Annotated in this window: 24 protein-coding genes; 17 read left to right on the top strand and 7 right to left on the bottom strand. The window is 56.4% G+C overall.

Annotated features, from left to right (window positions below; all coding sequences use genetic code 11):
* The first annotated feature begins 157 nt into the window (after positions 1–157).
* A complete protein-coding gene (locus IPZ49_RS16165) occupies positions 158–2,179 on the top strand; it encodes an NADPH-dependent 2,4-dienoyl-CoA reductase (protein WP_063146535.1) in 2,022 nt (673 codons plus the stop codon).
* A 132-nt stretch (positions 2,180–2,311) separates the two neighbouring features.
* Here the strand turns inward: IPZ49_RS16165 and rlmG are convergent, their stop codons facing one another.
* Positions 2,312–3,448 (bottom strand): 23S rRNA (guanine(1835)-N(2))-methyltransferase RlmG, encoded by a 1,137-nt coding sequence (rlmG, locus tag IPZ49_RS16170; RefSeq protein WP_063146534.1) that lies wholly within the window; start codon positions 3,446–3,448, stop codon positions 2,312–2,314.
* 83 nt (positions 3,449–3,531) lie between these two features.
* Here rlmG and IPZ49_RS16175 point away from each other — a divergent pair, with 83 nt between their 5' ends.
* From IPZ49_RS16175 to sstT, 4 genes are all read left to right on the top strand, one after another.
* Positions 3,532–4,035 carry a M48 family metallopeptidase gene (locus tag IPZ49_RS16175; protein WP_023298690.1) on the top strand — a complete coding sequence of 168 codons (504 nt, stop codon included), beginning with the start codon at positions 3,532–3,534 and terminating at the stop codon, positions 4,033–4,035.
* Positions 4,036–4,105: 70 nt separating this feature from the next.
* Positions 4,106–5,104: a Gfo/Idh/MocA family protein gene (locus IPZ49_RS16180; protein ID WP_022649469.1), complete on the top strand. Its 999-nt coding sequence runs from the start codon at positions 4,106–4,108 to the stop codon at positions 5,102–5,104.
* A 252-nt stretch (positions 5,105–5,356) separates the two neighbouring features.
* Complete coding sequence (locus IPZ49_RS16185; protein ID WP_022649470.1) at positions 5,357–6,322, top strand: TerC family protein; 966 nt, start codon at positions 5,357–5,359, stop codon at positions 6,320–6,322.
* Between the two features lie 275 nt (positions 6,323–6,597).
* Positions 6,598–7,839, top strand: coding sequence for a serine/threonine transporter SstT (gene sstT, locus IPZ49_RS16190; protein ID WP_023298692.1), 1,242 nt, complete (start codon positions 6,598–6,600; stop codon positions 7,837–7,839).
* Positions 7,840–7,978: 139 nt separating this feature from the next.
* Here sstT and IPZ49_RS16195 read toward each other — a convergent pair whose 3' ends face one another.
* Together IPZ49_RS16195 and uxaC are read right to left on the bottom strand one after the other, a co-directional pair.
* Positions 7,979–9,466 carry a UxaA family hydrolase gene (locus IPZ49_RS16195; RefSeq protein ID WP_063146533.1) on the bottom strand — a complete coding sequence of 496 codons (1,488 nt, stop codon included), beginning with the start codon at positions 9,464–9,466 and terminating at the stop codon, positions 7,979–7,981.
* 17 nt (positions 9,467–9,483) lie between these two features.
* Positions 9,484–10,896, bottom strand: a complete 1,413-nt coding sequence (gene uxaC, locus IPZ49_RS16200; RefSeq protein WP_063146532.1) for a glucuronate isomerase — start codon at positions 10,894–10,896, stop codon at positions 9,484–9,486.
* Between the two features lie 475 nt (positions 10,897–11,371).
* On the opposite strand from uxaC, the gene IPZ49_RS16205 reads away from it, so the two are divergent.
* The 11 genes from IPZ49_RS16205 (at position 11,372) to IPZ49_RS16255 (ending at position 18,752) form a co-directional block, all read left to right on the top strand.
* Entirely contained in the window at positions 11,372–12,670 is a 1,299-nt protein-coding gene (locus IPZ49_RS16205) for an MFS transporter (protein WP_022649474.1), read from the top strand.
* Positions 12,671–12,866: 196 nt separating this feature from the next.
* Positions 12,867–13,643, top strand: a complete 777-nt coding sequence (gene exuR / locus IPZ49_RS16210; RefSeq protein WP_023298695.1) for a transcriptional regulator ExuR — start codon at positions 12,867–12,869, stop codon at positions 13,641–13,643.
* A gap of 341 nt (positions 13,644–13,984) precedes the next feature.
* The gene (yqjA, locus tag IPZ49_RS16215; protein ID WP_022649475.1) at positions 13,985–14,647 is read left to right on the top strand and encodes a DedA family general envelope maintenance protein YqjA; all 663 of its coding nucleotides are present in this window, start codon (positions 13,985–13,987) and stop codon (positions 14,645–14,647) included.
* A gap of 2 nt (positions 14,648–14,649) precedes the next feature.
* On the top strand, positions 14,650–15,033 hold the full coding sequence (mzrA, locus tag IPZ49_RS16220) for an EnvZ/OmpR regulon moderator MzrA (protein WP_022649476.1): 384 nt from the start codon (positions 14,650–14,652) through the stop codon (positions 15,031–15,033).
* A 143-nt stretch (positions 15,034–15,176) separates the two neighbouring features.
* On the top strand, positions 15,177–15,545 hold the full coding sequence (locus tag IPZ49_RS16225) for a DUF1090 domain-containing protein (RefSeq protein ID WP_017382428.1): 369 nt from the start codon (positions 15,177–15,179) through the stop codon (positions 15,543–15,545).
* Positions 15,546–15,574: 29 nt separating this feature from the next.
* Positions 15,575–15,880, top strand: coding sequence for a YqjD family protein (locus tag IPZ49_RS16230; protein ID WP_008503141.1), 306 nt, complete (start codon positions 15,575–15,577; stop codon positions 15,878–15,880).
* 2 nt (positions 15,881–15,882) lie between these two features.
* Positions 15,883–16,281 (top strand): phage holin family protein, encoded by a 399-nt coding sequence (locus IPZ49_RS16235; protein WP_003862647.1) that lies wholly within the window; start codon positions 15,883–15,885, stop codon positions 16,279–16,281.
* Positions 16,278–16,574 (top strand): YqjK-like family protein, encoded by a 297-nt coding sequence (locus tag IPZ49_RS16240; protein WP_022649477.1) that lies wholly within the window; start codon positions 16,278–16,280, stop codon positions 16,572–16,574. Before IPZ49_RS16235 ends, IPZ49_RS16240 begins: the two co-directional genes overlap by 4 nt.
* A gap of 254 nt (positions 16,575–16,828) precedes the next feature.
* The gene (locus IPZ49_RS16245; RefSeq protein WP_006812075.1) at positions 16,829–17,221 is read left to right on the top strand and encodes a DoxX family protein; all 393 of its coding nucleotides are present in this window, start codon (positions 16,829–16,831) and stop codon (positions 17,219–17,221) included.
* Positions 17,222–17,293: 72 nt separating this feature from the next.
* Positions 17,294–18,280: a glutathione S-transferase family protein gene (locus IPZ49_RS16250; RefSeq protein ID WP_023298697.1), complete on the top strand. Its 987-nt coding sequence runs from the start codon at positions 17,294–17,296 to the stop codon at positions 18,278–18,280.
* A 106-nt stretch (positions 18,281–18,386) separates the two neighbouring features.
* The gene (locus IPZ49_RS16255; RefSeq protein WP_022649479.1) at positions 18,387–18,752 is read left to right on the top strand and encodes a DUF805 domain-containing protein; all 366 of its coding nucleotides are present in this window, start codon (positions 18,387–18,389) and stop codon (positions 18,750–18,752) included.
* A 47-nt stretch (positions 18,753–18,799) separates the two neighbouring features.
* Here IPZ49_RS16255 and yhaJ read toward each other — a convergent pair whose 3' ends face one another.
* The gene (gene yhaJ, locus IPZ49_RS16260; RefSeq protein ID WP_022649480.1) at positions 18,800–19,702 is read right to left on the bottom strand and encodes a DNA-binding transcriptional regulator YhaJ; all 903 of its coding nucleotides are present in this window, start codon (positions 19,700–19,702) and stop codon (positions 18,800–18,802) included.
* A gap of 104 nt (positions 19,703–19,806) precedes the next feature.
* Here yhaJ and IPZ49_RS16265 point away from each other — a divergent pair, with 104 nt between their 5' ends.
* On the top strand, positions 19,807–20,508 hold the full coding sequence (locus tag IPZ49_RS16265) for a pirin family protein (protein WP_022649481.1): 702 nt from the start codon (positions 19,807–19,809) through the stop codon (positions 20,506–20,508).
* Between the two features lie 94 nt (positions 20,509–20,602).
* On the opposite strand, the gene IPZ49_RS16270 is transcribed toward IPZ49_RS16265, so the two are convergent.
* The 3 genes from IPZ49_RS16270 to pflB all read right to left on the bottom strand — a co-directional run bounded on the left by IPZ49_RS16270 (position 20,603) and on the right by pflB (position 25,825).
* Positions 20,603–21,904, bottom strand: coding sequence for a serine dehydratase subunit alpha family protein (locus tag IPZ49_RS16270; protein WP_063146531.1), 1,302 nt, complete (start codon positions 21,902–21,904; stop codon positions 20,603–20,605).
* Between the two features lie 20 nt (positions 21,905–21,924).
* Positions 21,925–23,256 carry an amino acid permease gene (locus IPZ49_RS16275; RefSeq protein ID WP_022649483.1) on the bottom strand — a complete coding sequence of 444 codons (1,332 nt, stop codon included), beginning with the start codon at positions 23,254–23,256 and terminating at the stop codon, positions 21,925–21,927.
* A 274-nt stretch (positions 23,257–23,530) separates the two neighbouring features.
* Positions 23,531–25,825, bottom strand: a complete 2,295-nt coding sequence (gene pflB / locus IPZ49_RS16280) for a formate C-acetyltransferase (RefSeq protein WP_063146530.1) — start codon at positions 25,823–25,825, stop codon at positions 23,531–23,533.
* Positions 25,826–25,833 lie beyond the last annotated feature (8 nt).

A 25,833-nucleotide genomic window follows, 5' to 3' on the forward strand; every position in this document is an offset into this window, starting at 1 on the left:
TTTCACCCTCTCCCCTCTGGGGAGAGGGCCGGGGTGAGGGGTGAAGTTCTTTGAGATCTATCACAATCATTCGATCCCGCTTTTACCTTTCTGCCGCCGCTGGCTAAATTAGTAACTCATCCGACCACATAACAATAATTTTACACTGGAAGAGACTATGAGCCGCTACCCGTCGTTATTCGCCCCTCTCGATCTGGGGTTCACTACCCTCAAAAACCGCGTGTTAATGGGCTCAATGCACACCGGGCTGGAGGAGCGTCCGGACGGGGCTGAACGTCTGGCAGCCTTCTATGCCGAGCGCGCGCGCCACGGGGTGGCGCTGATTGTCACCGGCGGCGTAGCCCCTGCCCCTTCCGGGGTGACGATGGAGGGCGGCGCGGTGTTGAATGATGCGTCACAACTGCCGCACCACCGCATTGTGACCGATGCGGTTCACAACGAGGGCGGCAAAATCGCCCTGCAAATTCTGCATACCGGGCGCTACAGCTATCAGCCGAACCTGGTTGCCCCCTCGGCTATTCAGGCACCGATTAACCGCTTTACTCCCCATGCCCTCAGCCATGACGAGATCCTGGCGCTGATAGATGACTTTGCTCGCTGCGCCGCGCTGGCGCGGGAAGCGGGTTACGACGGCGTGGAGGTGATGGGCTCAGAAGGCTACCTGATCAACGAATTCCTCGCCGCACGCACCAACCAGCGCGACGACGAATGGGGTGGTGACTATGCCCGCCGCATGCGTTTTGCCGTGGAGGTGGTGCGTGCGGTGCGTGAACGTGCGGGTGCGGATTTTATTATCATCTTCCGCCTGTCGATGCTCGACCTGGTGGAAGGCGGCGGCACCTTCGACGAAACCGTGCAGCTGGCGCAGGCGATTGAAGCCGCTGGTGCCACCATTATCAACACCGGGATTGGCTGGCACGAAGCGCGCATCCCCACCATCGCCACGCCGGTGCCGCGTGCGGCGTTCAGCTGGGTTACGCGCAAGCTGAAAGGCAAAGTCTCCGTTCCGCTGGTGACCACTAACCGCATTAACGATCCGCAGGTGGCGGACGATGTGATCTCCCGCGGCGACGCCGATATGGTGTCGATGGCGCGTCCGTTCCTTGCGGATGCCGAACTGCTCTCCAAAGCGCAAAGCGGCCGTGCGGATGAGATCAACACCTGTATCGGCTGTAACCAGGCGTGTCTGGATCAGATCTTCGTCGGCAAGGTCACCTCCTGCCTGGTGAATCCCCGCGCCTGCCATGAAACCAAAATGCCGATCGTTCCTGCGACCAACAAGAAGCGTCTGGCCGTGGTGGGCGCAGGACCCGCTGGCCTGGCGTTTGCGATCAATGCCGCCTCGCGTGGGCACAGCGTGACGCTGTTTGATGCGCTGGCGGAAATCGGCGGGCAGTTTACTATCGCCAGACAGATCCCCGGCAAAGAGGAGTTCTATGAAACGCTGCGCTATTACCGCCGGATGATCGAGGTGACGGGCGTCGATCTGCGGCTCAATCAGGTTGTCAGCGCGGCGGATCTGATCGGTTTCGACGAGGTGATCCTCGCGAGTGGGATCGCCCCGCGCACCCCTGCGATCGAGGGTATCGATCATCCGAAGGTATTGAGCTATCTGGACGTGCTGCGCGACAAAGCGCCGGTTGGCGAGAAGGTGGCGATCATCGGCTGCGGCGGGATCGGTTTTGATACTGCGATGTATTTAAGCCAGCCGGGCGAAGCCACCAGCCAGAACATCGCTGAGTTCTGCGTGGAATGGGGCATTGATACCAGTCTCAGTCAGTCCGGCGGTTTACGCCCGGAAGGTCCGCAGCTGCCGAAAAGCCCGCGTCAGATCGTGATGCTCCAGCGTAAAGCCAGCAAGCCGGGTGAAGGGCTGGGGAAAACCACAGGCTGGATCCACCGCGCCACCCTGCTCTCGCGCGGGGTGAAGATGATCCCGGGGGCGAGCTACCAGAAGATCGACGACGACGGGCTACACGTTCTGATCGGCGGTGAGCCGCAGCTGCTGGACGTGGATCATGTGATTTTGTGCGCCGGGCAGGAGCCGAAGCGCGATCTGGCCGATCCGCTGCGTGAGGCAGGGAAAACGGTACATTTGATTGGCGGGTGCGACGTGGCGATGGAACTGGATGCGCGGCGGGCGATTGCGCAGGGGACAAAACTGGCGCTGAGTATTTAACGGCATCGCCCGGTGGCGCTTCGCTTACCGGGCCTACGGGTCCGAGGCCATTGTAGGCCCGGTAAGCGAAGCGCCACCGGGCATTTGAAACCGTAGGCCTGTGCAAGCGAAGCGCCGCCAGGCAAAGCGATCTTACCGACGACGCCCCAGCTTCACCGACTTCAGCACCACAAACTTGTTGTTTGTCGCAATGGTGACGCAGTTACCGAAAATCTTCTTCAGCTTGTGGAAGTAGTCCAGATGGCGGTTCGCCACGATGTACAGCTCGCCGTTGATTTTCAGGCAGCGGCGCGCGTGGTGGAACATCTCCCACGCGACGTTATCCGTCAGGGCGTGCTTCTGGTGGAACGGAGGATTGCAAAACACCGCGTTGAAGCGGAAAGGCTCTACGCCGGACAGCGCGTTATTGATCATAAACTCGCAGCGATCCAGCGCCTCCGGCAGATTGGTTTCCACGTTCAGACGGCTTGAAGCCACCGCCATTGGCGATTCGTCGCTGAACACCACGCTGGCCTCCGGGTTCTTCGCCAGCAGCGTCAGGCCAATCACGCCGTTACCGCAGCCGAGATCGACAATCTCCCCTTCCAGGTTTTCCGGCAGATGTTCCATAAAGAAGCGTGCGCCGATATCCAGACCGGTACGGGAGAAGACGTTCGCGTGGTTGTGGATGGTACAGTCGGTCCCTTCCAGCTTCCAGCTCAGGGTCTCTGGCGCGTCGGCCAGTTCCGGCGCGCTGAAGGTACAGTTGATCAGGCGCGCTTTTTTCCAGGCCAGCGTCGTAGTGGTCGGGCCGAGCACTTTCTCGAACAGTTCCAGCGTCGAGGTGTGAATATCACGCGCCTTGGCGCCCGCGATGATGCGCGTTTCTGGCGTCACGACTTTACGCAGCGCGCGCAGTTGCTGCTCCAGCAGCGCCATGGTTTTGGGCACTTTAATCAGCACCACCCCTGGCGCCTGCGGGTAGTCCGCGGTGCTGTCGAGGAACTTCACGCTGGATTCGTCGATATCGTTGTGACGCAGGTTTTCACGCGTCGCCAGCTCGCTTAAGTAAGAATCGCCGATACTGTAAGGCGCATGTTCCGCCAGCGCACAGCCCAGCGCGCCAAACGCGTCATTCAGGATCAGAACCGGGCCGCGGATTTCAGTCTCATCCAACTGCTGCAGCAGATATTCATCCGCCGCTTCCCACGCCTGAAGCGGGTTCACGTCGTCCGTTTCCGGGAAACGTTTAAGGTTGAGTGAACGGAAACCGTTGTCTAAGTGGCTCATCGGCCCTCCTGAATGGTAAAATTTGGCGTATCCCTGAAAAGGGTGCGTGAGTATACCCGTTTTCACACTATTTTGGGGTTTTGATGAACCAGCTGACTTATCTCCAGGGCTACCCGGAGCAATTACTATCCCAGGTTCGCGACCTGATCGCCGCGGGAAAGCTCGGCGCGGTGCTGGAAAAACGCTACCCGGGCACGCATGATTTCGCGACTGACAAAGCCCTCTGGCAGTATACGCAGGATCTGAAAAGCCAGTATCTGAAGAGCGCCCCGCCGATCAACAAGGTGATGTACGACAACAAGATCCACGTGCTGAAAAACGCGCTCGGCCTGCATACCGCCATCTCCCGCGTGCAGGGCGGCAAGCTGAAGGCTAAGGCGGAGATCCGCGTCGCGACCGTCTTTCGCAATGCGCCGGAAGCCTTTCTGCGGATGATCGTGGTGCACGAGCTGGCGCACCTGAAAGAGAAAGATCACGACAAAGCGTTCTATTCCCTGTGCTGCCATATGGAGCCGCAGTACCACCAGCTGGAGTTTGATACCCGTTTGTGGCTGACGCATTTATCGTTAAAGAGTAATGCGCAGTAGCGCACGCGAAATGTCATGAGGACGTGCTACAGTGGCTTTAGGTTCCCTGCTACGGAGTACGTAAACGTTTATGATACGTTTCGCAGTCATCGGTACGAACTGGATCACGCGCCAGTTCGTCGACGCCGCCCACGAAACCGGCAAATATAAGCTCACCGCAGTCTATTCCCGCAGCCTTGAGCAGGCGCAAAGTTTTGCGAATGACTACCTGGTTGAACATCTGTTCACCTCACTCGATGAGATGGCGCAAAGCGACGCCATTGACGCGGTCTATATCGCCAGCCCGAATGCTCTGCACTTCCCGCAAACGAAGCTGTTCCTCAGCCATAAAAAGCATGTGATCTGCGAGAAGCCGCTGGCGTCGAATATCCACGAAGTGGAAGCCGCCATTGCGCTTGCCCGCGAAAACCAGGTGGTGCTGTTTGAAGCGTTCAAAACCGCCAGCCTGCCCAACTTCCTGCTGTTGCAGCAGTCCCTGCCGAAAATTGGCAAAGTGCGTAAAGCCTTTATCAACTACTGCCAGTATTCCTCGCGCTACCAGCGCTATCTGGACGGCGAAAACCCGAACACCTTTAACCCGGCCTTCTCGAATGGCTCGATTATGGATATCGGTTTTTACTGCCTGGCCTCTGCGGTTGCGCTGTGGGGGGAACCACACGGCGTGACGGCCACCGCCAGCCTGCTGGAGAGCGGCGTGGATGCACACGGCGTTGTGGTGCTGGACTACGGTGATTTCAGCGTGACGTTGCAGCACTCGAAGGTCAGCGACTCCGTGCTGCCAAGCGAAATTCAGGGCGAAGACGGCTCGCTGGTGATCGAAAAAATCTCCGAATGCCAGAAGCTCAGCATCGTTCCGCGCGGCGGAAAAGCGCAGGAGCTGACGCAGCCTCAGCATATTAACACTATGCTTTATGAGGCAGAGGTCTTCGCCCGTCTGGTAGAAGACAACGAAGTGAACCACCCGGGACTGGCGATCAGCCGCACCACGGCGAAGCTGCAAACGGAGATCCGCCGACAGACCGGCGTAATCTTCCCCGCAGACGGCGTGAATGTGGAAGCCGTCGCGTAAAGCTGTGTAATGAAATCGTGCAGACCATTGACGAAATCGATGGTCTGACATAATTTGTTACCTGCAAAGGGGAGTAACTTCTTCGCCGGTGGATCGTCATTACGATGCGTGCAAAACCGCATCCGGTCGCCGGGCAACCTTCGTGGTTGTAAGTGAGACCTTGCCGGAAGGCGAGGTCTATGCATAAAAAGCTAACGGCTATCGTCTTCTGACCATAGCCGTTTTTGTTTTTTTATGTGTAAGGAAAATAGTATGCATTCTGTCGGCACTCCAATGCTGTGGGGCGGATTCGCGGTTGTCGTGCTCATCATGCTGGCGATCGACCTCTTTTTGCAGGGTCGTCGCGGCGAACACGGCATGAGCGTTAAGCAAGCCGCCGTCTGGTCGCTGGTATGGGTTACCCTCTCACTTCTTTTCTGCGCCGCCTTCTGGTGGTATCTGGCCTCAACCGAAGGTCGCGCGGTGGCCGATCCTCAGGCACTCGCCTTCCTCACCGGCTATCTGATTGAAAAAGCGCTGGCGGTTGATAACGTCTTCGTCTGGCTGATGCTGTTCAGTTACTTCGCCGTGCCTGCGGCCCTGCAACGCCGCGTGCTGGTATACGGCGTGCTGGGCGCCATCATTTTGCGTACCATCATGATCTTCGCCGGTAGCTGGCTGATTACCCAGTTCGAATGGCTGCTGTACGTGTTTGGTGCGTTCCTGCTGTTCACCGGGGTCAAAATGGCGCTGGCGAAAGAAGACGATACCGGTATCGGTGATAAGCCGCTGGTGAAGTGGATCCGGGGTCATCTGCGCATGACGGACAAGATCGAGAGCGAGCATTTCTTCGTGCGTAAGAACGGCCTGCTGTTCGCCACCCCGCTGCTGCTGGTGCTGATTCTGGTCGAGCTGAGCGACGTGATTTTCGCCGTGGACAGTATCCCGGCTATCTTCGCAGTTACCACCGACCCGTTCATCGTCCTGACCTCGAACCTGTTCGCGATCCTCGGCCTGCGTGCGATGTACTTCCTGCTGGCGGGCGCGGCAGAGCGCTTCTCAATGCTGAAGTACGGTCTGTCGGTGATTCTGGTCTTTATCGGTATCAAGATGCTGATTGTTGATTTCTACCATATCCCGATCGCCATTTCGCTCGGCGTGGTGTTTGGCATTCTGCTGGTGACGCTGATTATCAATACCTGGGTTAACCGCCAGCACGATAAGAAGCAGCAGGCTTAGTGCAACGTTCGGTGCGGGCTGATGCCCTCACCCCACCCCTCTCCCACGGGGAGAGGGGGAAATGCAATGCAGGCCGGGTAAGCGCAGCGCCACCCGGCACTTTCGTTAACCAATAGTTAAAAAACATGACGCAACACGTAAAATCCAGCATTTTACGCTTCCGCCTTTCGCTGCTTTCCCTGATACTCAACCAGGCAAACAAATACTTACATCCGGATACAAATGTGACTTAGAGCACATCCAGGATGGAACGCAATTTCACTCAGGAATAACGTATGAGCACACAATCTAAGGGCCTGCTTGCGCGCCTGGCGCAGGGCAGTCTTGTAAAACAAATTCTGGTCGGGTTGGTACTGGGTATTCTGCTGGCGATGGTGTCAAAACCTGCGGCGGAAGCGACGGGACTGCTCGGCACCCTTTTCGTTGGCGCACTGAAGGCCGTCGCCCCGGTACTGGTGCTGATGCTGGTGATGGCGTCGATTGCCAACCACCAGCACGGACAAAAAACCAACATTCGCCCTATTCTGTTCCTGTATCTGCTGGGAACCTTCTCTGCTGCCTTAACGGCCGTTGTGTTTAGCTTCCTGTTCCCGTCCACGCTGCACCTGACCAGCGCGGCCGGTGATATCACCCCGCCGTCCGGGATTGTGGAAGTCCTTCGCGGCCTGCTGATGAGCATGGTCTCTAACCCCATCACCGCACTGATGAACGGAAACTACATTGGCATCCTGGTCTGGGCGATTGGTCTGGGCTTCGCGCTGCGTCATGGCAACGAGACCACGAAAAACCTGGTTAACGATTTGTCCAATGCAGTGACCTTCATGGTGAAGCTGGTGATTCGCTTTGCACCAGTCGGTATCTTTGGTCTGGTTTCTTCGACGCTGGCCACCACCGGTTTCGACGCACTGTGGGGCTACGCGCAGCTGCTGGTCGTCCTGGTCGGCTGTATGCTGCTGGTGGCGCTGGTGATCAACCCGCTGCTGGTGTTCTGGCAGATCCGCCGCAACCCGTATCCGCTGGTGCTGACCTGCCTGCGCGAGAGCGGCGTGTATGCCTTCTTCACCCGCAGCTCAGCGGCGAACATACCGGTGAACATGGCGCTGGCGGAGAAGCTGAACCTGGACCGCGATACCTATTCGGTGTCGATTCCCCTGGGTGCAACCGTGAACATGGCCGGTGCGGCGATTACCATCACCGTGCTGACGCTGGCGGCGGTGCATACGCTGGGTATTCCGGTAGATCTGCCAACCGCGCTGCTGCTGAGCGTCGTTGCATCGCTGTGTGCCTGTGGCGCATCCGGCGTGGCGGGCGGCTCTCTGCTGCTGATCCCGCTGGCCTGTAACATGTTCGGTATTCCGAACGAGATTGCCATGCAGGTTGTCGCGGTCGGTTTCATTATCGGCGTATTGCAGGATTCCTGCGAAACCGCGCTGAACTCCTCTACCGACGTGCTGTTTACTGCCGCAGCCTGTCAGGCGGAAGATGCGCGTTTAGCGAAGAACGCCCTGCGCAGTTAAAAAGAAAAGCCCGGTGGCGGCTACGCCTTACCGGGCCTACAAGGTAAATGCAAAACGGCAACATGTGTTGCCGTTTTTAGTGTTTGCACCCTCTTCCTGTGGGAGAGGGCCGGGGTGAGGGCACCAGCCCGCACCCGACTTAAAGCGTCACACCACTCTTAAAGATCGCCAGCTCGCGGAAGTCGTTCTTCTCGTTGCAGGTCTGCCTGCCGCTGGCAAATTCCACAATCGTGTCCACGAATTCGCTCAGCAGCTGCGGCATCGCTTTGCCGTGGATCAGCTGGCCCGCATCAAAGTCGATCCAGTGCTTTTTCTTCGCCGCCAGTTCGCTGTTAGTGGCGATTTTCACCGTCGGCACAAACCCGCCGTACGGCGTACCGCGCCCGGTACTGAACAGCACCATGTGACAGCCCGCGCCTGCCAGCGCGCTGGTGGCGACCGCATCGTTGCCCGGTGCGCTGAGCAGGTTCAGGCCGTGCGTTTTCAGCCGCTCACCGTAGCGCAGCACGTCCACCACCTGGCTGGCGCCCGCTTTTTGAGTGCAGCCCAGGGATTTCTCTTCAAGCGTGGTGATCCCGCCCGCTTTGTTACCCGGCGAGGGGTTCTCGTATATCGGCTGGTTATGGGCGATGAAGTACTGTTTGAAGTCGTTCACCATGGTGACGGTCTTCTCAAAGGTCTCTTCGTCGCGGCAGTGGCTCATCAGAATGCGCTCTGCGCCGAACATCTCCGGCACTTCGGTCAGCACCGTAGTGCCGCCGTTGGCAATCACGTAATCCGAGAAGCGACCCAGCATTGGGTTAGCGGTAATGCCGGAAAGGCCATCAGATCCGCCGCACTCCAGGCCAAACTTCAGTTCGCTCAGCGTGCCCGGCTCGCGCTTGTCGTGACGCATCACCTCATACAGCTGATGCAGCTGTTCAACGCCCGCTTCCACTTCGTCGTCCTGGTGCTGACACACCATAAAGTGCACGCGCTCAGGGTCAAATTCGCCCAGCGTGTCGCGGAAGGCGTCGACCTGATTGTTCTCGCAGCCGAGGCCGATCACCAGCACCGCGCCCGCGTTCGGGTGGCGCACCATGTTTTGCAGCATGGTACGGGTATTGATGTGGTCGTCACCCAGCTGGGAACAACCGTAGGTGTGGCTGAACAGATGCACACCGTCGGTGCCTTCAGCATCATTAGTCTCTTTCAGGAAACGCGTCTGAATTTGACGCGCGATCCCGTTCACGCAGCCGACAGTCGGGAGGATCCACAGCTCATTGCGGATCCCCACCTCGCCGCTGGCGCGGCGGTAGATCTGTACCTCACGATCGGCCGCCTGTCCTTCTTCTGGCTGGAAGTCAGGTTGATAGCTGTACTCGTCCAGATCGCTGAGATTGGTGCGGGTATTGTGGGAATGAATGTATTCACCCGGCGCAATATCCGCCAGCGCATGACCGATGGGCAAACCGTACTTCACCACGTTCTCCCCTTTCGCGATGGGGATCAGGGCAAACTTATGTCCACGTCCAATGGCCTGGCGTAACGTCACCGACTGGTTGTCGAAGGTCACTTCCATCCCTTCGGCTAAATCTGCCAGCGCGACGGCAACGTTATCCAGCGAATGGATTTTGATGTATTGCATATCAACCTCAAACGGCCTTAGTTCAGTTCAATGGCGAAGTAGTCACGCGCATTGTTAAAGCAGATGTTTCTCACCATTTCGCCCAGCAGCTGGATATCCGCTGGCGCTTCACCCGCGTGCACCCAGCGGCCAATCATCTGGCACAGAATGCGGCGGAAATATTCATGGCGGGTATAGGAGAGGAAACTGCGGCTGTCGGTCAGCATGCCAACGAAGCGGCTCAACAGGCCGAGCTGCGCCAGCTGCGTCATCTGACGCTCCATGCCGTCTTTTTGATCGTTAAACCACCAGCCGGAACCGAACTGCATCTTGCCCGGCATCCCTTCGCCCTGGAAGTTGCCGATCATGGTGCCCAGTACTTCGTTATCGCGCGGGTTCAGGCAGTAGAGAATGGTTTTTGGCAGCAGGTTTTGCTCGTTCTGTTTGCTCAGCAGTTTTGACAGCTCTTCCGCCAGAGGGCGGTCGTTGATGGAGTCGAAGCCCACGTCCGCGCCCAGCAGTTTGAACTGACGCTGGTTGTTATTACGCAGCGCGCCGATATGGTACTGCTGAACCCAGCCGCGACGGGCATATTCCGCACCGAGGAACACCAGCACCGCGGTTTTGAACTGGGCGACTTCATGCTCGCTCAGGGCTTCGCCGGAGAGACGACGCGCCAGGATGCTGTCCAGCTCGGCTTCGCTGGAATCCGCGAACAGCACCACGTCCAGCGCGTGGTCAGACACTTTACAGCCGTGTGCGGCAAAGTGATCCAGACGTTTGGTCAGCGCGGTTTGCAGATCGTCAAAGCGACGAATGTCGGTATCCGAAACTTCCGCCAGCTTCGCCATGTAGTCGTTAAAGGTCGGCAGCTCGATGTTGAAGGCTTTATCCGGGCGCCAGCTTGGCAGCACTTTGATGTCAAACGTGCTGTCCTTCGCGACAACCGCGTGGTGCTCCAGGGAGTCGATCGGATCGTCGGTTGTGCCCACCATCTTCACGTTCATCTGCTGCATGATGCCGCGCGCCGAGAAGCTATCCTGCGCCAGCAGTTCGTTGCACTGATCCCAGATTTCATCCGCCGTGGCGGGAGAGAGCAGCTTGCCGGTGATGCCAAAAGGACGACGCAGTTCGAGGTGCGTCCAGTGGTATAACGGGTTACCGATGGTGTGGGGAACGGTAGCGGCCCAGGCGTCAAACTTCTCGCGATCGGTCGCGTCGCCGGTACACAGGCGCTCGGCCACGCCGTTGGTGCGCATCGCGCGCCATTTATAATGGTCACCCTTCAGCCAGATATCATACAGGTTTTTGAAACGGTAATTTTCGGCAACCTGTTGCGGCGGTAAATGGCAGTGGTAGTCGAAAATCGGCTGATCTTTTGCGTAGTCGTGGTACAGGCGGCGAGCAAATTCGGTATCTAACAGGAAATCTTCGGTCATAAACGGTGTCATTATCGTCTTCCTCATTACGGGAGCGTCAGAAAGCTTATGTTCAGATGCTGCAAAGTTATCACACCAATTTCCAGAGTCCGACGTTTTTTTCGTGAGTTAGATCAATAAACGTCGACAAATAAATTACCCTCAAAGGGGTAAACCTTCTTGCAGGCCGCGCCAGATCTGGCTTTGCGCACGCCGCATAATATCCCTACAAAGATTCACTCTTTTGTGATGTCACTCACCTTTTAAAGTTGTATGACAAGTTATCTTTTCGCCGTCGCAAACTATAAGCCGACGGAATGCATTACCGGTGTTTGTTACATCGGATTTAACGGTACGGAAGCCGACTTAGCACGATGACTTATGGCAAGGTTCGGGCCGTTCCGGGACAGGTTCCCGGTTACGCCCCTCCCGTTACAGAACAGCTCCCGGCAACGGTTGAGTTGTTGCCGTGTCCCGACACGGAAATAACATAACGATGAGGTTTTACATGCGTAAAATTAAAGGGTTACGTTGGTACATGATCGCACTGGTGACGCTCGGCACCGTGCTGGGCTACCTGACACGTAACACCGTGGCAGCAGCGGCGCCAACGTTGATGGAAGAGTTACATATCTCCACACAACAATACTCTTACATCATTGCGGCGTATTCTGCCGCTTACACCGTAATGCAGCCTGTTGCAGGTTATGTTCTTGATATTCTGGGTACAAAAATTGGTTATGCCTTCTTCGCTGTAGCATGGGCCGTCTTCTGCGGGGCGACGGCGCTGGCTGGCAGCTGGGGCGGGCTGGCGCTGGCACGTGGTGCGGTAGGTGCTGCCGAAGCGGCGATGATCCCTGCGGGTCTGAAAGCCAGCTCTGAATGGTTCCCGGCAAAAGAACGTTCAATCGCTGTCGGTTACTTCAACGTGGGTTCCTCCATCGGGGCGATGATTGCTCCGCCACTGGTGGTGTGGGCGATTGTGATGCACAGCTGGCAAATGGCGTTCATCATCTCCGGTGTGCTGAGTTTTGCCTGGGCCATGGCGTGGCTGATCTTCTATAAACACCCGCGCGACCAGAAAAAGCTGTCCACCGAAGAACGTGACTACATTATCAATGGCCAGGAATCTCATCATCAGACCGACAACGGCAAGAAAATGTCCGTCTGGCAGATCCTGGGTACCCGTCAGTTCTGGGGTATCGCCCTGCCACGCTTCCTGGCGGAACCGGCCTGGGGTACGTTCAACGCCTGGATCCCGCTGTTCATGTTCAAAGTCTACGGCTTTAACCTGAAAGAGATCGCGATGTTCGCCTGGATGCCAATGCTGTTTGCAGACCTGGGCTGTATCGTCGGCGGCTACCTGCCACCGCTGTTCCAGCGCTGGTTTGGCGTGAACCTGATTGTGTCCCGTAAGATGGTGGTCACCATGGGCGCCCTGCTGATGATTGGCCCTGGCATGATTGGCCTGTTCACCAGTCCTTACGTGGCTATCGCCCTGCTGTGTATCGGGGGCTTTGCTCACCAGTCTCTGTCTGGCGCGCTGATTACGCTCTCGTCCGACGTGTTTGGTCGTAACGAAGTTGCCACCGCCAACGGTCTGACCGGGATGGCCGCCTGGACCGCAAGTACCCTGTTCGCCCTCGTGGTCGGCGCGCTGGCAGACACCATCGGTTTCAGCCCGCTGTTCGCGGTACTGGCCATCTTCGACCTGCTGGGTGCAGTGGTTATCTGGACGGTGCTGAAGAGTAAATCCGCCGAGGAACTGGCGAAAGAGTCCCTTGGGGGACCGGCGACGCAGAGTTAGCTTGTTGTGCCGGGTGGCGGCTTCGCCTTACCCGGCCTACAACACCCGATAAAACCGTAGGCCGGGTAAGCGTAGCGCCACCCGGCAAAAACGTCGCAAAAGCCGCCTCCGGGCGGCTTTTTTAATGGCGAAATCTGGAGAGTGGCACGCAAAAGTGGTATAACAAATCATTCGCCGTACCCTGCCTGGAGCGCATATGGAAATCACCGAATCACGTCGTTTATATCAACAACTTGCCGCCGAGCTGAAAGATCGCATCGAGCAAGGGGTCTATCTTGTCGGTGATAAACTTCCCGCTGAGCGTTTTATTGCGGATGAAAAAAGCGTCAGCCGCACGGTGGTCCGCGAAGCCATCATCATGCTGGAAGTTGAAGGGTATGTTGAGGTACGCAAAGGTTCCGGTATTCACGTGATTTCCAGCCAGGCGAAACACTCCCCCACGCCGGACGAAAGTCTGGAATTTGCCAGCTACGGTCCGTTTGAGCTTCTCCAGGCTCGCCAGCTGATTGAAAGCAATATCGCAGAATTCGCAGCGACGCAGGTCACCAAGCAGGACATCATGAAGCTGATGGAAATCCAGGATCATGCGCGTAAAGAAAAATGTTTCCGCGATTCCGAATGGGACCTGCAATTCCACGTCCAGGTCGCCCTTGCGACTCAGAACACAGCGCTGGCGGCAATCGTTGAAAAAATGTGGACTCAGCGCGTTCACAACCCGTACTGGAAGAAACTGCACGATCACATTGATTCCCGCACGGTAGATAACTGGTGTGACGACCACGACCAGATTCTTAAGGCCCTGATTCGTAAAGATCCGCATGCGGCGAAACTGGCAATGTGGCAGCATCTGGAGAACACTAAACAGATGCTTTTTAATGAAACGAGTGATGACTTTGAATTTAACGCTGACCGCTATCTTTTTGCTGATAATCCGGTGGTTCACCTCGATACCGCGACCAATGTCGCAAAATAACCTCCTGAACTGCTGGCAGGCGCACCGCCGCGCCTTCCGGCCAGACAGGGTAAGAAAACCTCTATAGTGTCAGCCTTTGTAAAATCTCTCGCTCCCCTCCGTGGCTTACGCCAAAATCGTGTTTCCCCTCAAATTCTGTGACGCAGAACGTCGGGCTTTGTTACAATTGGATTCACTTCGTTATTTTGTAAGTTAGTGCTTGCTAACCAGCCAATTAACAGGGAACAGTGTTGGCCACACATCATTGTGTCCGCGAGCGACCATAATGAAATCATAACAATGTCGCCGTGCTGTTTTCCCGAATGACAGGCGTGACGTTAACCGATTTCCAGGAACACTGAATGGAACTTTTGACCCAACTACTGAACGCCCTCTGGGCTCAGGATTTCGAAACGCTGGCCAACCCGTCCATGATTGGCATGCTCTACTTTGTGTTATTTATGATCCTGTTCCTTGAGAACGGTCTGCTGCCTGCTGCCTTTTTACCGGGCGACAGCCTGCTGGTGCTGGTTGGGGTGCTCTGTGCAAAAGGAGCGATGGCTTTCCCACAAACGGTTCTGCTGTTGACCATTGCCGCCAGCCTGGGTTGCTGGGTGAGTTATATTCAGGGGCGATGGCTGGGCAACACGCGAATCGTTCAGAACTGGCTTTCGCATCTTCCGGCACATTATCACCAGCGAGCGCACCACCTTTTCCATAAGCACGGGCTCTCCGCCTTGCTGATTGGCCGCTTTATCGCATTCGTACGCACCCTGCTGCCGACCATTGCGGGCTTGTCCGGCCTGAGCAGCGCGCGCTTCCAGTTCTTTAACTGGATGAGCGGCCTGCTGTGGGTTCTGATCCTGACCACGCTCGGCTACGCGCTCGGTAAAACGCCGGTCTTTATGAAATATGAAGACCAGCTGATGTCTTGCCTGATGCTGCTGCCCGTCGTCCTGCTGGTGTTTGGCCTGGTCGGTTCACTGGTCGTACTGTGGAAAAAGAAATACGGAGCCAGGGGTTAACGATGGTTATCTCCCCGCTCGCGCTGCGCCGCTTCTCTTACGCCATCGTCGCGCTAATGATGTTCAGCGCTCTCATCCTGCTATGGTCTGCCCTACAGCACCAGGAGTCGACGCTGACTATCCGTCCTGTGAGTCAAGGAACCAGCGTGCCGGATGGTTTTTCCATCTGGCATCATCTGGACGCTAACGGGATCCGCTTTAAGAGCATCACGCCGCAAGACGATGTGCTGCTGATAAAATTTGACTCCAGTGCGCAAAGCGCCGCGGCGAAAGCGGTGCTGGACCGCACGTTGCCGCAGGGTTACATCATCGCGCAACAGGATGATGACAGCCACGTAGCCTCCTGGATGTCACGGTTACGCGACACGTCGCATCGATTTGGCTAACGACTAATATTCCGAATATTTTCACCCACTTTGGTGAAACTCCCGTTTACTTACTATGCTTAAGTATGCGGAGCACCCCTCAGATGTTCTCCGCATAGTTCTGGAACACGGCTTACGCCGTAACACAATGGAAGGTTTCTATAATGAAATACCGCATCACCCTGGCTCTGGCCCTTTTTTCTTTAAGCACAGCTTCCTTCGCTATGTCTCTTTGTCAGGAGAAAGAACAGGATATTCAACGCGAAATCAGTTATGCCGAAAAGCATAACAATCAGCACCGGATCGACGGACTGAAAAAAGCGCTGAGCGAAGTGAAAGACAATTGTACGGACAGCAAGCTGCGTGCCGATCATCAGGAAAAAATCGCTGAACAGAAGGACGAGATAGCCGAGCGCCGTCAAGACCTGCAAGAAGCGAAAGAGAAAGGTGATGCGGAAAAAATTGCCAAGCGCGAGAGGAAGTTGCAAGAGGCGCAGGACGAACTGAAAGCGCTGGAAGCTCGCGATTATTGAGTTAACGGAAATCTCAACAGGAGAGAATCATGTCAAAAGATACAACTTCAGAACATCTGCGCGCTGAGCTGAAATCCCTGGCGGACACCCTGGAAGAGGTGCTGAACTCTTCTGCCGATAAATCGAAAGAAGAAGTCAGCAAACTGCGCAGCAAAGCGGAGCAGGCACTGAAAGAGAGCCGTTACCGTCTGGGTGAAACCGGTGATGCACTGGCGAAACAGACCCGCGAAGCGGCTGCGCGCGCAGACGAATATGTACGTGACAATCCATGGACAGGCGTTGGTATTGGTGCCGCAGTGGGTGTGGTGCTGGGTGTCCTGCTGACGCGTCGTTGATTATGGAAGATCCACGTCACGCACAAGGGCCTGCTAAAAACGTCCTCGGCATCGGCCAGCGTATTCTTACGACGCTGGTCGGGATTGCCGAAACGCGCGTCCGGCTTGCGGTAGTGGAACTGGAAGAGGAGAAAGCCAATCTCTTCCAGATGCTGCTCATGCTTGGGCTTACGATGCTCTTTGCCGCGTTTGGTCTGATGAGCCTGATGGTGTTAATCATCTGGGCTATCGATCCACAGTATCGGCTAAACGCGATGATTGCGACTACCGTGGTTCTGCTGGTGGCGGCGCTGATAGGCGGTATCTGGACCCTGCATAAAGCGCGCACGTCGACCTTCCTGCGCCATACTCGCCAGGAGCTGGCCAACGACCGCGCCCTGCTGGAGGATGATAAGTCGTGAGCGACAAAGCCGAACGTCAAAAGCGGAAAGCGTATCTGCTGAGCCAGATCCAGCAGCAGCGGCTGGACCTGTCCGCCAGCCGTCGCGACTGGCTGGAGCTGACCCAGCGTTACGATCGCGGCTGGAATACTCTTCTGAGCCTGCGTTCGTGGGCGCTGGTGGGTAGCAGCGTGATGGCGATCTGGACGATTCGTCATCCAAACATGCTGATTCGCTGGGCACGCCGTGGCTTTGGTGTCTGGAGCGCATGGCGTCTGGTGAAAGCAACGATTCGTCAGCAGCAGCTGCGCTAGCCTTCTCGCCGGGTGGCGCTGCGCTTACCCGGCCTACGGTAAAAAAGTAGGCCGGGTAAGGCGTAGCCGTCACCAGGCAAAATCTCTCTATGCTCCCTTACTCAATATCTTTGAAAAAGATTGACAGTTTTCCTTGCTAACAATTGCCATCCGCCCCGTTTACACTCCTCTCCATCGACAGCAAAGACGCGGTATCTACCCGAATTTGCACGCAAATAACGTTTAGCCGCTGATGTGGTTTCCTGGAGAGTAAAATGAAAAAATTAGAAGATGTTGGTGTATTGGTAGCGCGTATTCTGATGCCTGTGCTGTTCATCACCGCAGGCTGGGGCAAAATTACCGGCTATGCGGGCACTCAGCAGTATATGGAAGCGATGGGCGTACCGGGTTTCCTGCTGCCACTGACCATCCTGCTTGAGTTCGGCGGCGGCCTGGCAGTGCTGTTCGGTTTCCTGACCCGCACCACGGCGCTGTTCACCGCAGGCTTTACCCTGCTGACCGCGTTCATCTTCCACAGCAACTTTGCGGAAGGCGTGAACTCCCTGATGTTCATGAAAAACCTGACCATCGCGGGTGGCTTCCTGCTGCTGGCTATCACGGGTCCGGGCGCCTACAGCATTGACCGTCTTCTGAATAAGAAGTGGTAAGCACGCTATAATGATTAAATTCAAAGCGAGGAGACATCTCCTCGCTTTTGCTATCTGACGGAGGAGTAAAAAATGGGACAACTCGTAGACGGCGTCTGGCAGGATGTCTGGTATGACACCAAATCCACCGGTGGACGCTTTAAGCGCTCTGTTTCGGCCTTCCGTAACTGGCTGACCGCCGACGGCGCGCCCGGCCCGAGTGGCGAAGGGGGCTTTGCGGCGGAGAAAGATCGTTATCATCTGTATGTTTCTCTCGCCTGTCCGTGGGCGCACCGCACGCTGATTGTGCGCAAACTTAAAGGTCTCGAATCGCTAATTCCGGTTTCGGTGGTCAACCCGCTGATGCTGGAAAACGGCTGGACGTTCGACAGTGACTTCCCGGCCGCGACGGGTGATGAGCTTTATCATCACGATTTCCTGTATCAGCTTTATCTGCGCGCCGATCCGCACTACACCGGACGCGTAACGGTGCCTGTGCTGTGGGACAAGAAAAACCAGACGATCGTCAGCAATGAATCCGCTGAAATCATTCGCATGTTCAATACCGCGTTTGACGCGCACGGCGCCCGCGCCGGGGATTACTATCCGGTTGAGCTGCGCGAGAAAATTGACGAGCTGAACGGCTGGATCTACGACAACGTCAACAACGGCGTCTATAAAGCCGGTTTTGCCACCAGTCAGGAAGCGTACGACGAAGCGGTCGGCAACGTGTTTGGATCCCTGGAACGTCTGGAGCAGATCCTCGGCCAGCATCGTTATTTAGCGGGCGATCGCCTAACCGAAGCAGACATCCGCCTGTGGACGACGCTGATCCGCTTCGATCCGGTGTATGTCACCCACTTCAAGTGCGACAAGCATCGCATCAGCGATTATCTGAACCTGCACGGTTTCCTGCGCGACATCTATCAGATGCCGGGTATTGCGGAGACGGTCAATTTTGACCATATTCGCACCCATTATTTCCGCAGTCATAAGACCATCAACCCAACGGGCATTATCTCCATTGGTCCGTGGCAGGATCTGGATGAACCACACGGGCGCGACGTGCGTTTCGGATAATTATTTAGGGAATCAATTGATTCCCTTTTTTAATTCACGGCATACATCTATCCTTACCTCGATCGCTTAGAAAACAAGTGATTGACTGACTAAGAGGCAAGGAAAAATGGACTGGTATTTAAAAGTACTGCGCAACTACGTTGGATTTGGTGGCCGTGCCCGCCGTAAAGAGTACTGGATGTTCGTTCTGGTGAACTTCGTCCTGATTATGGTGCTGGGTATTGTGGACAAAATCCTCGGCTGGGAACGCGAGGGGGGCGAAGGCATTCTCACCACCATTTATGGTGTGTTGGTTCTGCTGCCTTCATGGGCCGTACTGTTTCGTCGTCTTCACGACACCGATCGTTCGGCGTGGTGGCTGCTGTTGCTGTTGATCCCGCTTATCGGCTGGATCGTGATTTTGATTTTCAACTGTCAGAGCGGAACGCCGGGAGAAAACCGCTTTGGTCCGGATCCGAAGATCTGCGCATAAAAAAAAGCCCGGTGGCGCTTCGCTTACCGGGCCTACAAATTACGATTTTATTTATTATATTGCGTGAAAAGCTTCGGAATTTCGCGTAAACACCATGATTTGGCTTCGCCCATGCTGTCACGACGCCACGCCATAATAATATCCACTTCGCTGGTGTATTCCGGGCTGACAACGCGCAGCCGTCCCTCTGCAATGTCCTTTTCGACGAACGGATACGGCATGGTCGCCACGCCCAGCCCCGCCAGCAGCGCCTGACGCTTATCTTCCAGCGACGTCACCGTCAGACGCGGCTGTTTATCCAGCAACTGCACCGTTAACACCGGGCGCTCTCGCGCGGTATCCGCCACCGCCACGCCGCGGTATTTCACGCGCGTGACCTCAGAGAGCGGTTCCGGCTCCTGATGGATCGGGTGACCCGGCGCAGCGACGTAGACGTTCATCACGCTGTACAGTTTGCGCGAGTTAATTTCTGACGATGAGCGGAAATGCATATCCGGCGCAATGACGATATCCGCCCTGCCCGTCTCAAGACGCTCCCACGCCCCGGCCAGTACCTCGGTGATGATCGACAGCTGGGTATTGGCTTTCGCGGCCAGTCTGTCCACCAGCGGGAACAGCGCCTCGGTGGGCACCAGCGCTTCGGTCACTAACGTCAGATGGGTTTCCCAGCCGCGGGCCAGCGCTTCGGCATCGGTCGTCAGTTTATCCGCCGCTTCCAGCAATACGCGGCCGCGCTCCAGCAGCATCCGCCCAACGTTGGTGAATTTTGTTCGATGACCAGAGCGATCGAAGAGCACAACATCCAGCTCCTCCTCCAGCTTTTGCATGGTATAGCTCAGCGCAGACGGAACGCGCCCCAGTTCATCTGCCGCCGCGGCAAAACTGCCGCGCCTGTCAATCGCGTCCATGACGCGAAGCGCCTCAAGCGTCAATGCTCTCTCTTTAGCCATCTCGTTCTCATTCAGGAAATTTGAACATACCGGGCAGAATATCTGGCTAACAATGCAGCGTCCATACCTTTACCATTGATTTAGTGTAAAGAGAGGTCAAGTTTATGATTACGACAAGAACAGCGAAACAGTGCGGACAAGCCGATTTCGGTTGGTTGCAGGCCCGCTACACCTTTTCCTTTGGACACTACTTTGACCCTAAACTTCTCGGTTACGCTTCACTGCGCGTATTGAACCAGGAAGTGCTCGCCCCGGGCGCGTCCTTCCAGCCGCGCACGTACCCGAAAGTCGATATCCTGAACCTGATCCTGGAAGGCGAGGCAGAATACCGCGATAGCGAGGGCAATCATGTCCAGGCAAAGGCTGGCGAGGCGCTGTTAATTTCCACGCAGCCGGGTATTAGCTATAGCGAGCATAACCTCAGCAAAGACAAAACGCTGACCCGCATGCAGCTGTGGCTGGATGCCTGTCCGGAGCGGGAAAATCCGCTGGTGCAAAAAATCGATCTGAAGGGCGATAAACAGCAGCTGATTGCCTCGCCAGACGGCAGCAAAGGCAGCCTGCAGTTACGCCAGCAGGTGTGGCTGCACCATATCGAACTGAAAAAAGGTGAACAGGCAAGCTTCCAGCTTCATGGCCCGCGCGCCTATCTGCAGTCCATTCACGGAACGGTGCATGCGGTGACGCACGCGGAAGAGAAAGAGGCGCTCACCTGCGGAGACGGTGCGTTTATTCGTGATGAAGCGAATATCACCCTGGTGGCGGATACGCCACTGCGCGCGCTGCTGATTGATTTGCCGGTTTAACCCCCCCCTCACCCTAGCCCTCTCCCCAAAGGGGAGAGGGAACGATCGAGCCCCTCGCCCCTATGGGGAGAGGGATTGGGGTGAGGGGAAATTTTTACACCTTACTCGCCATAATCTCAATAATCTGCCGGTCCGTTGCCTGCATCGAGCGGCACGCCAGCGCGCACAGGTTCGCGATCGACTGCTCCACGTCGTGCGCCACAATCCCCTCATTACCCGTCACGGCAGTATCATCCAACGCCATCATCACGGCTTTCCAGGCGCTGGTGACGCTGGTCGAGACCTTCATTGCGCAACTGTTAGACGCCCCGTCACAGATCATCCCACTGACGTCGCCGATCATACTGCCGATCGCCATGGAAATTGTCTGGTAAGAACCGCCCATCAGCCACGCCATCCCTGCGGCGGCCCCCATTCCGGCCGTTGTCGCCGCGCACAACGCGGACAAGCGCGGAAGCTGGTAATGGATATAGATCGCCGACAGGTGCGAGAGCATCAGCGCCCGCGCCAGCCGTTCGTCATCGGCCTGAACGTGCTCAGCCACCACCACCACCGGCATGGTGGCGGTGATGCCCTGATTCCCGGAACCCGAGTTGCTCATCGCCGGCAGCGTCGCGCCCCCCATGCGGGCATCCGAGGCTGCGCTGGTGCGGATAACAATGTCTGAACCCAGATCCTGCGCCATCCATCCGCGTGTGCGCTGTTTATTGAGCGTCGCACCAATATGCAACCCCCAGTTGCCACGTAAACCTTCGCGGGAGAGCGCATCGTTCAGCCGTCCCGCATCGAGGATAAAGCGGATCGTGTCGAACGGCACCTGTTCCACAAACTCAAGGATCTGCGACAGCGTGGTGGTCGAGAGCACCGCCAGCGGATCGTCGTTGTTCTGGCTCTGATTATCGTCAAGCCTGAAGCGCGTTTCGCCCTGACAAACTACCTCCACCACGCGAGTGTGCCCGCCAGCGATGGTCACCATCGCCGAGGATTCACCGACGTAAACGCAGGCACGTGAATAGAGGATCTCATCGCACGGCTCCTGCAATTTTACCTGCACCAGACCCGCGTTCAGCAGTGCTTTGGCGCGCGTTAGCGCCTCGGACGACGCGTCTTTCAACACCTCCAGCCCGGCGTGTGCATTACCGCCTGTCGCCCCCAGCGCGGCCGCGATGGGTAAACCGACCATACCGGTACCGGGCACCGTTACGCCAAGCCCGTTTTTCATCAGGTTCGGCGATACCCACGCCTCGATACGCGTCACCTCACCGTCAAGCTGTCCGGCAGCCATCGCGCACGCCAGCGCCAGCGAGACGGGTTCGGTACAGCCCAGCGCAGGCTTTACCTCTTCCTGCACCGCGCGAATAAAATGGTTCCATAAAGGATTAATTTGCTCAGACATCGTTACGACCTTATTTAACCTCATGAGAAGGCGAGGAAAGGAGAAACACAAAGCAGCAGCCCGGTAATCACAATAATCACCAGCGATACGCCTTTATATTTATGAAGTGCGGGCACTTTGTAGACCAGCCACGCCGGAATTAAGCAGCCCACCATCCCGAAAATAGGGCTACAGATGGAAGTGAAGCTCAGCACCGGCGCGTTTAACACAATCGCGCTCCAGGCCAGCAGGATGGCGAACAGCATAATCCCGCGCTGGACGGCATTTTCATTGATTTTCTCCGCCGGCATTTTGCGGCGCAGGATGTTCATCACAATGCCCTGCGTCGCCTCACGAAAGCCGAGATAGACGCCAAAGAACGCGGTCATCACAGCGAAAATATTGAGGATTACGCTGACAATTTTGACCCAGCCCGCGCCGTCACCGCTGATAAACTGTGCTGCGATTGCCAGGGCGGAAATATTCTGCTCGTAGGCTTTTACCGCCTCGTCGTGCCCCATCGCTAGGGTGAAGGAGACAGCGTAGAAAAAGACCGTCACAAACAGCACGCCAAAAGCGATATTCATTGCCCGCAGCGCCTTATGACGCGCCACCTCTACGGATTTTTCCCGTGAACGATAGGAAATCACCATCGGGCTTAATGTCTGAATAAACAGAATGGAGGTTAAGGTGAAAGGCAGCGTAATAATGGCATTTTTAATCAGCAGGCCCATCGGCGGCAGCATACCGACGTTGGCTAAATGCCAGAGGCCAATCATCGAAAGCCCCAGCGCCGCAACCACAAATAATTTGGTCAGCACCATCAGGCTGGAGACTTTAAACAGCAGTTTTTCACCGCGCGACGAAATGGCGACCAGAATGCAGATCAGGAATAAGCCGTAGAACGGATTTTCCGACAGCAAACCGTCGGTTACGCCGAAGGTGTGTAGGTAGGATGCGCTGTCGTTGGTGATAGCCGTGGAATAGACAAACATCCAGATCACCAGCATCACAAAATAAAGCGCACCCAATAAGATGCCCCAGTTTTTACCTAAATAACCGCTAATGACGCTCGGGTAATCTTTGCATTCCGGTGATTCCGCTAGCGTATTAATAAACAGGCGCTGGAACAGGTACATAGCCGGATAACCAATTATCGACGAGAGTAAAAACACCCATAGCCCCATTAACCCGACCTGCACCGGAAGAAAAACGATACCCGCGCCGATAGCCATCCCGATACTCATGATGACCCAGCCCGTATCGGTGCTGTCGAATTTGATCGCCTCTCGCCATTCGCTTTCGCTCATTCCCGCCCGCCTTGCCGCAGGGGAATCACTCACAATCACACTGCTGTTTGTTGCCATATTCATTGGGCACTCGCTTATTTTGTAGGGTAACGATTTGTTTTTATAAGGTTCCGATCGCCAGCGATTGCGAGTCAGAGGGTGCAGGTGTGAGTTATTGGTATGGGGAGATCATATCCGGAGCGCGGGAGAAAAAAGTCACAACTTTTATAGGGATTTCCTTAGGCAAGAGGAAAATATTACTTCGGGATAGCAGAAAAGAGAGCGAGTTTTCTAAAATTGACGGTGTTCACAAAATTAAAAGCCTCCTCATCTGAGGAGGCTGAAGATGGGGCCTGTGTTAGATCGCCTGCGTAAACGTTCTCGAAATCACGTCCTGCTGCTGCTCGCGCGTCAGAGCGTTAAACCGCACCGCATAGCCTGAAACGCGGATCGTCAGGTTCGGATAGTTCTCCGGATGGGCGATGGCATCCAGCAGCATCTCCCGGTTCATCACGTTGACGTTCAGGTGCTGCCCGCCCTCGATGGTCGCTTCGTGGTGGAAGTACCCGTCCAGCAGCCCGACAAGGTTGGTTTTGCGCACCAGCTCGTCCTTGCCCAGTGCCTGCGGCACGATGGAGAAGGTGTAGGAGATCCCGTCTTTGGCATAGGTGAACGGCAGCTTGGCGACCGAGGTCAACGACGCCACCGCCCCTTTTCTGTCGCGCCCGTGCATCGGGTTGGCGCCAGGCGCAAACGGTGTACCGCCGCGACGTCCGTCCGGCGTGTTGCCGGTCTTCTGCCCGTAAACCACATTGGAGGTGATGGTCAGGATCGACTGCGTCGGCACGGCGTTGCGGTACGTCGGCAGCGCCTGGATTTTCTTCATAAAGCGCTCAACCAGATCGCAGGCGATACTGTCCACGCGATCGTCGTTGTTGCCGTATTGCGGATAGTCGCCTTCGATGACGAAATCGACCGCCAGACCGGTGTGGTCGCGCACCGGTTTTACCGTGGCGTATTTGATGGCTGACAGGGAATCCGCCGCCACCGACAGCCCGGCAATGCCACAGGCCATGGTGCGGTAAACGTCCTGGTCGTGCAGCGCCATCAGCGAGGCTTCGTAGCTGTATTTATCATGCATGTAGTGAATGAGATTCAGCGCACTGATGTACTGCACTGCCAGCCAGTCCATGAAGTGATCGAGGCTCGCCATTACGGTGTCGTAATCCAGTACCTGATCCAGCAGCGGCTCGGTTTTCGGCCCCACCTGGATCTTCAGCTTCTTATCCACCCCGCCGTTAATCGCGTACAGCAGCGTTTTCGCCAGGTTGGCGCGTGCGCCGAAGAACTGCATCTGCTTGCCGATCACCATCGGACTGACGCAGCAGGCAATGGCGTAGTCGTCGCTGTTAAAGTCGGCACGCATCAGATCATCGTTCTCGTATTGCAGCGAGGAGGTGACGATCGAGACCTGCGCGGCGTATTTCTTGAAAGCGATCGGCAGCTGTTCGGACCAGAGGATCGTCAGGTTTGGCTCCGGCGCAGGCCCCATGGTGTGCAGGGTATGCAGATAGCGGAAGCTGTTTTTGGTCACCAGCGTACGGCCATCCAGCCCCATGCCGCCGATCACTTCCGTGGCCCAGATCGGATCGCCGGAGAAGAGCGTGTCGAACTCCGGCGTGCGCAGGAAGCGCACCATGCGGATCTTCATGATGAAGTGGTCGATCAGCTCCTGGGCCTGCACCTCGTTCAGCCTTCCTGCCTGCATGTCGCGTTCAATGTAGATATCGAGGAACGAGGCCGTGCGCCCCAGCGACATCGCCCCGCCGTTTTGGGATTTCACTGCGGCAAGGTAGGCAAAGTAGACCCACTGCACCGCTTCCTGCGCATTCATCGCCGGACGTGAAATATCAAAGCCATAGTTCGCCGCCATCTGCTGGATCTGGAGCAACGCACGTTTGTGCTCCGCCAGCTCCTCGCGCAGGCGGATCGTGGCCTCCAGATCGTCTCCGCGCTCCAGTTTCCCCTGGAGATCGGCGAACTGAAGTTCACGCTCGCGCACCAGATAGCTGATGCCGTATAGCGCCACGCGACGGTAGTCGCCGATAATGCGTCCGCGCCCGTAGCCGTCCGGCAGACCGGTGAGCACGCCGGATTTTCGGCAGCGCATCATCTCCGGAGAGTAAACGTCAAATACGCCCTGGTTGTGGGTTTTGCGCAGGTCGGTGAAGAGATATTCAAACTGCGGATCCATCTCGCGACCGTAGGCTTCGAACGAGCTGCGGATCATATTGATCCCGCCGTACGGATGCAGGGCCCGCTTGAGCGGCTTGTCGGTTTGCAGGCCGACGATCGTCTCCAGCTCCTGGTCAATATAGCCCGGCCCGTGCGCGGTAATGGTGGTGGCGATGTTGGTGTCAAAATCCACCGGAGCGTGGGTGGCATTCTCCTGGCGAATGCCGACCATCACCTTCTGCCACAGCGCCGTCGTTGCTGGCGTCGCCTGCGCGAGGAAAGCTTCATCGCCTTCATAAGGGGTGTAGTTATGCTGAATAAAATCGCGCACGTTAACGGCGTTTTTCCATTCTTCACCGCGAAACCCGGCCCATGCGTCGCTGTAAGGCGCGACGCCCGTATCGATTGTTACTTTCATCAGATTCT

It is taken from the genome of Enterobacter cloacae complex sp. S2, assembly GCF_015159675.1.
Classification (GTDB): domain Bacteria; phylum Pseudomonadota; class Gammaproteobacteria; order Enterobacterales; family Enterobacteriaceae; genus Enterobacter; species Enterobacter intestinihominis.

Excerpts from the sequence above, each read along its gene's own strand:
- IPZ49_RS16165 (WP_063146535.1), top strand. The coding sequence starts at position 158 with ATGAGCCGCTACCCGTCGTTATTCGCCCCTCTCGATCTGGGGTTCACT.
- rlmG (WP_063146534.1), bottom strand. The coding sequence starts at position 3,448 with ATGAGCCACTTAGACAACGGTTTCCGTTCACTCAACCTTAAACGTTTC.
- IPZ49_RS16175 (WP_023298690.1), top strand. The coding sequence starts at position 3,532 with ATGAACCAGCTGACTTATCTCCAGGGCTACCCGGAGCAATTACTATCC.
- IPZ49_RS16180 (WP_022649469.1), top strand. The coding sequence starts at position 4,106 with ATGATACGTTTCGCAGTCATCGGTACGAACTGGATCACGCGCCAGTTC.
- IPZ49_RS16185 (WP_022649470.1), top strand. The coding sequence starts at position 5,357 with ATGCATTCTGTCGGCACTCCAATGCTGTGGGGCGGATTCGCGGTTGTC.
- sstT (WP_023298692.1), top strand. The coding sequence starts at position 6,598 with ATGAGCACACAATCTAAGGGCCTGCTTGCGCGCCTGGCGCAGGGCAGT.
- IPZ49_RS16195 (WP_063146533.1), bottom strand. The coding sequence starts at position 9,466 with ATGCAATACATCAAAATCCATTCGCTGGATAACGTTGCCGTCGCGCTG.
- uxaC (WP_063146532.1), bottom strand. The coding sequence starts at position 10,896 with ATGACACCGTTTATGACCGAAGATTTCCTGTTAGATACCGAATTTGCT.
- IPZ49_RS16205 (WP_022649474.1), top strand. The coding sequence starts at position 11,372 with ATGCGTAAAATTAAAGGGTTACGTTGGTACATGATCGCACTGGTGACG.
- exuR (WP_023298695.1), top strand. The coding sequence starts at position 12,867 with ATGGAAATCACCGAATCACGTCGTTTATATCAACAACTTGCCGCCGAG.
- yqjA (WP_022649475.1), top strand. The coding sequence starts at position 13,985 with ATGGAACTTTTGACCCAACTACTGAACGCCCTCTGGGCTCAGGATTTC.
- mzrA (WP_022649476.1), top strand. The coding sequence starts at position 14,650 with ATGGTTATCTCCCCGCTCGCGCTGCGCCGCTTCTCTTACGCCATCGTC.
- IPZ49_RS16225 (WP_017382428.1), top strand. The coding sequence starts at position 15,177 with ATGAAATACCGCATCACCCTGGCTCTGGCCCTTTTTTCTTTAAGCACA.
- IPZ49_RS16230 (WP_008503141.1), top strand. The coding sequence starts at position 15,575 with ATGTCAAAAGATACAACTTCAGAACATCTGCGCGCTGAGCTGAAATCC.
- IPZ49_RS16235 (WP_003862647.1), top strand. The coding sequence starts at position 15,883 with ATGGAAGATCCACGTCACGCACAAGGGCCTGCTAAAAACGTCCTCGGC.
- IPZ49_RS16245 (WP_006812075.1), top strand. The coding sequence starts at position 16,829 with ATGAAAAAATTAGAAGATGTTGGTGTATTGGTAGCGCGTATTCTGATG.
- IPZ49_RS16250 (WP_023298697.1), top strand. The coding sequence starts at position 17,294 with ATGGGACAACTCGTAGACGGCGTCTGGCAGGATGTCTGGTATGACACC.
- IPZ49_RS16255 (WP_022649479.1), top strand. The coding sequence starts at position 18,387 with ATGGACTGGTATTTAAAAGTACTGCGCAACTACGTTGGATTTGGTGGC.
- yhaJ (WP_022649480.1), bottom strand. The coding sequence starts at position 19,702 with ATGGCTAAAGAGAGAGCATTGACGCTTGAGGCGCTTCGCGTCATGGAC.
- IPZ49_RS16265 (WP_022649481.1), top strand. The coding sequence starts at position 19,807 with ATGATTACGACAAGAACAGCGAAACAGTGCGGACAAGCCGATTTCGGT.
- IPZ49_RS16270 (WP_063146531.1), bottom strand. The coding sequence starts at position 21,904 with ATGTCTGAGCAAATTAATCCTTTATGGAACCATTTTATTCGCGCGGTG.
- IPZ49_RS16275 (WP_022649483.1), bottom strand. The coding sequence starts at position 23,256 with ATGAATATGGCAACAAACAGCAGTGTGATTGTGAGTGATTCCCCTGCG.
- pflB (WP_063146530.1), bottom strand. The coding sequence starts at position 25,825 with ATGAAAGTAACAATCGATACGGGCGTCGCGCCTTACAGCGACGCATGG.